5 protein-coding genes and 1 pseudogene are annotated in these 7794 nt (G+C 40.4%); 3 read left to right on the top strand and 3 right to left on the bottom strand.

Annotated elements, in window-relative coordinates; genetic code table 11:
• Positions 1 to 334, bottom strand: a pseudogene (locus VB797_RS13255) (hypothetical protein); the annotation flags it as partial.
• A gap of 424 nt (positions 335 to 758) precedes the next feature.
• Between VB797_RS13255 and VB797_RS13260 the strand changes: the two are divergent.
• Positions 759 to 3026, top strand: coding sequence for a transglycosylase domain-containing protein (locus VB797_RS13260; protein ID WP_323238154.1), 2268 nt, complete (start codon positions 759 to 761; stop codon positions 3024 to 3026).
• Between the two features lie 146 nt (positions 3027 to 3172).
• Here VB797_RS13260 and VB797_RS13265 read toward each other — a convergent pair whose 3' ends face one another.
• Both VB797_RS13265 and VB797_RS13270 read right to left on the bottom strand, forming a co-directional pair.
• Positions 3173 to 4588, bottom strand: coding sequence for a DUF4335 domain-containing protein (locus VB797_RS13265; RefSeq protein ID WP_323238155.1), 1416 nt, complete (start codon positions 4586 to 4588; stop codon positions 3173 to 3175).
• Positions 4585 to 5211 carry a DUF3038 domain-containing protein gene (locus VB797_RS13270; RefSeq protein WP_323238156.1) on the bottom strand — a complete coding sequence of 209 codons (627 nt, stop codon included), beginning with the start codon at positions 5209 to 5211 and terminating at the stop codon, positions 4585 to 4587. Before VB797_RS13270 ends, VB797_RS13265 begins: the two co-directional genes overlap by 4 nt.
• A gap of 772 nt (positions 5212 to 5983) precedes the next feature.
• Between VB797_RS13270 and VB797_RS13275 the strand changes: the two genes are divergently transcribed.
• Together VB797_RS13275 and VB797_RS13280 are read left to right on the top strand one after the other, a co-directional pair.
• The gene (locus tag VB797_RS13275; protein WP_323238157.1) at positions 5984 to 6502 is read left to right on the top strand and encodes an adenine phosphoribosyltransferase; all 519 of its coding nucleotides are present in this window, start codon (positions 5984 to 5986) and stop codon (positions 6500 to 6502) included.
• Positions 6503 to 6707: 205 nt separating this feature from the next.
• The gene (locus VB797_RS13280; protein WP_323238158.1) at positions 6708 to 7757 is read left to right on the top strand and encodes an ABC transporter permease; all 1050 of its coding nucleotides are present in this window, start codon (positions 6708 to 6710) and stop codon (positions 7755 to 7757) included.
• Positions 7758 to 7794: the final 37 nt, after the last annotated feature.

The raw sequence follows: 7794 nt of genomic DNA on the forward strand, positions 1-7794 counted from the left end.
CGCTCGGTGTGGTCTCAATACTATTATCTGGGGGAGTAGTTTGTTCGGAAGGGGTGGTTTCCGGTGTATTCGTGTTCTCGGTAGTTGTAGATTTGCCTTCACAACGAGTATTCAATGGGAAACGGACACATAAAATTTCCATTGCATCCGGAGAAAGCTTTTCTTCAGCCGCTGCAACAAGTGTAGAACCGTCAGAAGAAGATTCTGAAGTTTTTGTAGTTCCTTCTGCACTTGGGTCTAGGCTAGGGAATTTATTCGATTGAGCAACCGCAACAGTGCTACTTAATGCTAGAGTCAAAGCTGTGCCAATAAGGCTTAGAAATTTGCCCTTCATAATTATCCACTCCTCGAAAATAATACCTCCGCCCATTAAATCAAACAAATGTCTTTATAAAATCTGTCTAAATGAGGATGTGTATTTGCAATTTTATATATCTAAGCTGCTAGGTTTGTAAAATTTTAATTATTTGTAGTTGATTGACTGATAAATATACTTAATTTCGTTTGACGATCCAAATTGGTTGACAAACTCATAAGTAATCATAAATGATTGCATATCAATAAATTTCAATCGCTATATGCAATAAAAATAACTATGTAAGTAAGATTACTAAGGGTTATATTTGTATCATATAAACGATGGAACAATTGCGTATTGTCAACCTTCATATATGCTTATGAGTAGAATGATGAAATAACAGCATTTTAGGGCAGCATTTTGTCCGATTATTAAATAACAACCGTGGTGTGAATAGCCCATGAGTTCTCCCCAACCCCCAAAAAAACCACAGACTTTGCTTGGTCAACTGACTCAAGCTGTACATACAATTCAAGCTCGGGTTGATTTTTCCAAGCTGGCGCTCAAGCCTAATGCTAGAGTACCAGAACTATGGGTACAGGAAGCTGGGGCATCTCAGGCTCAAATGTATCCTTTGCTTGGCGATCGCTATACGATCGGTCGCAGTTCCAAATCCTGCGATATAGTCATCCGCAATCCGGTTGTCAGTCAAATTCATTTATCGCTATCACGAGATTCGTCTCAACGCAAGCCGGTTTTTGTCATTAAAGATGAAAAATCAACTAATGGCATTTATCGAGGTAAGCGTCGAGTTGAATCATTGGAATTGCGTCATGGTGATGTTTTGAGTTTAGGTCCCCCGGAACTCGCGGCTTCGGTACGTTTACAATATGTAGACCCGCCGCCGTTTTACATTAAAGCTGCAACTTGGACTGGCTATGGAGTAGCTGGTGTCAGCCTTTTGTTTGCTTTAGTAATTGGTATCGAATGGCTAAAATTTTCCGTTCGACCTCTACCCGCAGCTACTCAAGGTCCGGTAGTGGTTTACGCTGGGGATGGTGAAACACCCCTACAAGAACCTCGAACCACCGCTCATGTAGATTTGAAAAAGCTGTCCGATTTTGGTCCTTATTTACCTTCGGCGATAGTAGCTTCGGAAGATAGCCGTTTTAATTGGCATTTCGGTGTTGACCCTTACGGTATTTTACGAGCCGTATTTATCAATGCCCGTAGTGGAGATGTTCAGCAAGGTGCGAGTACGGTGACTCAGCAGGTAGCTCGCAGTTTATTCCGAGATTATGTCGGTAGACAGGATTCTCTTGGTCGCAAAGTCCGCGAAGCAGTTGTATCGTTGAAGCTAGAAACCTTTTATAGTAAAGACGATATTTTACTTAGTTATCTCAACCGAGTTTACTTGGGTGTAAATACCTCCGGTTTTGAAGATGCTGCGCGGTATTATTTTGACAAATCAGCTAAAGAGTTGACAGCAGCAGAGTCTGCTACTTTAGTAGGAATTTTACCCGCTCCCAACGGTTTTAATTTCTGCGGGGATACTCAAAGCAAGACCAGAATTATCGGCTATCGCAATCGCGTGTTGAAGCGAATGCGGGAGATGGGCGATCTCAAGCAAGATGAGTACAATAGCGCCAGACGTTCGCCGCTTGAAGTTACCTCCAAGGTTTGCCAGCGTCAAGCCAACAGAATTGCTCCTTATTTTTACGATTATGTATTTAACGAGCTGGAATTTATATTGGGAAAAGAATTGGCATCTGAAGGAAATTTTATTATTGAAACTCAGTTAGACCCAAAAATCCAAGCGACTGCTGAAGCTTCGTTAAGCAACCACATTAAAACCAGTGGAGCAAGTTTTGGCTTTTCTCAAGGAGCTATGGTTACTCTTGATTCGAGTACGGGTGCAATTAAAGCGATGGTTGGTGGCAGCGATTATGGAGCGACTCAGTTTAATCGCGCTTATCAAGCAAAAAGACAACCCGGTTCCACCTTTAAAATTTTTGCCTACACAGATGCCATCGAACAAGGATTTTCTACGGGCAAAAGTTATAGCTGTAGTTCTATAACTTGGCAGGGCTTTACCTATAAACCCTGTAGAACTGGTACTGCTCCATTAACTATTGCAACTGGACTAGCTCTGAGTGAAAACCCGATCGCTTTGCGAGTAGCTCGCGATGTGGGGCTGGATAAAGTAGTCAAAACCGCGAAAAGTTTGGGAGTGCGTTCGGAACTTAACCCAGTTCCTGGTTTGGTATTGGGTCAAAGCGAAACCACTGTATTAGAAATGACCGGAGCCTTCGCCGCTATTGGTAACAGGGGTGTATGGAATCGTCCCCATGCGATCAAACGAATTCTTGATAGTAGTGAGTGTCGCGATCGCAATGACTTAACAACCTGTCGCGTAATTTATTCTTTCAATCAAGATCGAGAAGCTAACATAAAAGTTTTGAAAACTGGAGTAGCCGATACGATGATTACTTTAATGCGTGGAGTAATCTCAAACGGTACCGGACGCGCCGCTTCTATTGGACTTGGGGAAGGCGGAAAAACCGGCACAACAGATAGAAACGTTGATTTGTGGTTTATTGGCTTTATCCCCCGTCGGCAACTGACTACAGGGATTTGGTTAGGAAACGACAACAATTCTCCCACAAGCGGTAGCAGCGCTCAAGCCGCTCAATTATGGGGAAACTATATGGGTAAGGTTGTTAGATGAGGAATTGGTAATTGGTAATTGGTAATTGGCAATTGGTAATTGCGAATTGCGAATAGTTAGGAGTGAGTAGTGATAAGTAAAAAGTAATAAATTAGGAATTATTAATTTTTCTTCCCATTACCCATTACCCATTACCCATTACCAAATTAACGATATCCCTGCCAAGGTGTAATCTCCGCTTCACCACCAGGTTTGAATTCAACTTGAAACTGAGCCAAAGGTTCTGTTTGTGCTGCATTCGGATTATCGCCTGGAAATAACTTGGGAATAGGCGTTTGTCGAAAGTTGTCAAAGGCTGCTTTATTCAAAGGTTCGTAATCGGCGATGCTACCATTTTCTTTAACGGCGACTCGATATTTTAAAACTTCGCTGTAGTTAGAATTAGCGCTCTTATTTTGACTAATAGCTGCCGATAGCTTTTGATTTAGATTAGAAAGGGTGTTTTGGTCGGTAATATTTGTTCCCAGATTGTCGGATTTGTTAACGTATCCGATCCAGGGACTAACTTCTAATACTCCACTTTGTCTAAAAACTACTCTAAATTGAGCAATTGGCTCGTTAGCGATCGCGCCACTGTTGGCGGGATTATAAAGTACTTTCGGTAGAGGAGTTTGTTCGATCGCCGCATTGGCTGTTTGATCTATAGCTTTGTAACCGATAATCGCACCATCACCAGCCGCACCCAGACGATAAACTAAGTCGGACTGCACCTGACGATTTGCCCAAGCTTTATTTAGTTGTTCGTATACTTGAGTATTTAACTTTTTCAATCGCGATGCATTCTTAATTTCTGGGGCTGAACCAAGGAGTTTTTCTAAATCTCTTACGACTCCCGGCGCATTAGGTGACGGTATTGGAGTAGGAACTGCATTGGTAGCAGGTTGCTTCGCTTCAGGAGTAGGTTGAACTGGTTGTTTGACGTTTTCAGTAGTAGATACCTTCTTCTGGGCAGTAGATGGTGTTTTAAACTCTGGTGCTGGCATTAAATTAAACGCGATCGCAGCAGCAGCTAAACTGGTGAGACCAAGAGTTGCGGGTACTGCCTGTTCGAGTAAAACACCTTGAACGGCACTATGTCCTCTAGCAACTGGTTGTAGTTCTAACGTCAATTCTGGTAAAGTTTGAGTATCAGCAAAAAATTGATCTACTGCTTCTACTAAATCGAACAACTGTACTGAATTTAAATCAATTTTAATGGTTTGTTTAGCATTACTACCATTATTTAAATCCTGTTGAGGCATATCCGAATGTACGCTCAATCGGTGCTGATTACTATTAATTTTTTCTAACTGTACTAATTCAGATTCAGAATTATGTGCTTGCGGGTTAGAAATATTGCTCAAAAATTCTTGAGCATAAGCGCTGACGGCTCTAACTAAACTTTCAAAAAACTGTCTACCACCCGCAAGTGGTTGGGTATAACCAGATAAAGTACATTCCGCATTTACCAAAATCGACAGTTCTGGACGCATTTCCTGATACTGTGTTGTTTTTGAAGCGTCGTTTAAACCTTCTAAAAGTAACGTGCAATTAGGTAAACTATATTTACGTTGAATATTCATTCCACTTCACCATCAAAAAGACTAATCCAGAAGCGCTGCATTCCGGCTGTTCCCGTACAGAAAAGTAGCTGTCCTAATAGATTTACAGCTAATTCGTTTAATTTATCGTCAGAATTAAGTGCTAATAATCCAGAACGTCTCTTATTCATCCGGCTTCTGAAATGCACTCGAAATCGTTCTAAATAATTAGAAAGACGCAAATTTTGTTCTAAAGGAATCTGCTTTTCAGCCATCTGCTGATTTATCATTAACAACTGACGGATCACAACCGTCAATCGTCTAGCTAAATAGCAAGAAATAACCACCAATGCTTTTGCTTCCATGATGGTTAAAGGACGACGAATATTAGCTCTTCGCAAAGGATTAGTGCTACGCATTCGCCATAGATTTACTCGATCTTTGATAATTCCTTTCAAATCCAACTCTTGAGCAAATGCCAAGATGGCTTCAGACCCACCAAGATCCAAAGCTTCAATTGCAAGTAAAATAAGGTCAATTTGTTGCCTAGTTCGCCTCGGACATCCCTTTCCTTCTATTGCGGGGTCGGGTAGCGTGTCCAAAATCATGGGCAAATCTTGTTCAGCCGAACTGTTGAACGGCGTTAAGGGAGCGGAGACATTCATTTATCAGTTCCTTATAGGGCTGCTGTCCTAAAAATAACGGTAAAATTGATTAAACAATGGTAGCCAAATCAAAATATATTGGCATATGGCAGTAATTCAACTGCCTGATATATACATTAATTACTCTTTCATATCAAAGCTTTCCGTATACCGAAAATCGAAGTTTTAAAGCATTTTTAATTCACCTATCTGAGAATGGTAGTACAATTGCAACCCCTTGTTCGTGGAAAATTCCATCTTTTCTTCTGTTTTAATATATAGAAGGTATTAGAGCGAGCAAGAGCGATTCTTAAGCAGCATAGCTGAACGCCACACATTGAGCTTTAGCTCCACTATAGCCTAAACCTTTACGGGGTCTTCTTTACAGCCAATATCAACAATTTTTATTCTTAACCATCTATATGAATATACTTAAAGATTGTATTTGAGCAGAGTATTTACTTTATAGCAATCTTATTGGCAATTCAATTATCTTGCCGCGACAGTACGGGTAAAGTCATTTGTAAGAATACTGATTTACTTGCTTTTAAACCTCCATAACAAAAATTTACCAGAAATAATTTAGTAGCCTCGATGTAATATTTCACACTTAGCAACAATGTTAAAAAACTCATCAATCAGTTTTCACTTCACGAGCAAAACCAAAATATCTTAAGTCAGGCGCATTAGTCTTTTATGCTTATATAGTAAATTGATGACCGTACTATAGTTTTTGCTTGACCAAGATATTGGTTAGCTAATTTGACTGTGCCAATTATGAGTTTTGTATATTATGGATTTGAAATCTTTAATTCGTGACGTTCCTGATTTCCCTAAACCCGGAATTTTATTTCGAGATATTACTACCTTGCTGCGTGATGCCCAAGGATTAAGATACACTATTGATTTATTTACACAAAAGTGTACTGAGGCTGGGATGACGGCAGATTTTGTAGTCGGGATGGAGTCACGAGGATTCATTTTCGGCGCACCTTTAGCTTATAAACTAGGAGCGGGTTTTATTCCTGTCCGCAAAAAAGGTAAATTACCAGCGTCCATTCATGCAATTGAATATGCACTAGAGTATGGTACGGACACTCTAGAAGTGCATCAGGATGCTTTACAACCGGGGAGTAGAGTTTTAATTGCTGATGATTTAATTGCCACAGGTGGAACAGCTTCCGCAACTGCGGAACTTATTCAAAAGATTGGCTGCGAATTAGTCGGATTTGGCTTTATTATCGAGCTACAAGAATTACAAGGGCGTAAAAAATTGCCAGACGTGCCGATTGTTACTCTTGTTGAATATTAAAATAATTGGGGATTGGTAATTGGTAATTGGGAATAGTTAGGAGTTAGGAGTTAGGAGTTAGGAGTTAGGAGTTAGGAGTTAGGAGTTAGGAGTTAATAATTATATTCCCCTTGTCCCCATCCCCCCATCCCCCCATCTCCCCATCTCCCCATCCCCCCATCTCCCCATCTCCCCATCTCCCCATCCCTTTCATAATTATGGTGCTATGACTGCAACAACATCGAAGAGTTTTTGGGAATCAGGTAAAGATTCGTTTTTAAGGGTAGTAACTAGCGAAACATTTCTTTATATTGTTAAACGACTATTACAGGCGTTACTGACAATTCTTTTAGCGTCGATAGTTTCTTTTACAATTATTCAATTTGCTCCAGGGGATTATTTAGATACTTTGCGTCAAAATCCCAAAATTTCTCCAGAAAGGATTCAGGAACTCAAAGAGCAGTTTGGTTTGGATAAACCTTGGCACATACAGTATTTTCTCTGGTTGTGGAGAATTATTTCTCAAGGGGATTTTGGGACGAGTTTTTTCTATCAGCGTTCGGTAGCTTCATTGATATGGGAACGAGTACCCGCAACTTTACTTTTAGCTATTGCATCCTTGATTTGCACTTGGGCGATCGCCATTCCTTTGGGTATTATCGCTGCTGTAAAACAAAACCAGGCTATAGATCGGATTTTACAAGTAATTAGCTATGCCGGACAAGGTTTTCCCAGCTTTATCACAGCTTTGTTGTTATTGATTTTTGCTCAAATTACTACCCCTTTGTTTCCAGTAGGAGGTATGACAAGCATTTATCACGCTCAGCTTTCACCCTTGGGAAAAATCATTGATATTCTTTGGCATATGATTTTACCTACCATCGCTTTGAGCATCACCAGTTTTGCTGGGTTGCAGCGTATTACTCGCGGTGAATTATTAGATGTGCTGCGTCAGGATTACATTCAAACAGCCCGTGCTAAAGGATTACCAGAAAACCGAGTTATTTACGTCCACGCTCTTCGCAATGCGATAAATCCGTTAATTACTTTGTTAGGTTTTGAATTAGCAGGTTTACTAAGCGGTGCTTTTATCACCGAATTTTTCTTTAATTGGCCGGGTTTGGGCAAATTGACTTTACAAGCAGTAAGCGCTCAAGATTTATATGTATTAATGGCTAGTTTGATCATGGGCGCAGTACTATTAATTATTGGTAATTTGGTAGCAGACTTATTACTTAAAATTGCCGACCCTCGGATTACTTTAGGTAAATCTTAAATGGGAATGGGACAAAGGTCAAAGGTCAAAGGTCAAA

The organism is Rivularia sp. UHCC 0363, from assembly GCF_034931125.1.
GTDB lineage: Bacteria > Cyanobacteriota > Cyanobacteriia > Cyanobacteriales > Nostocaceae > Rivularia.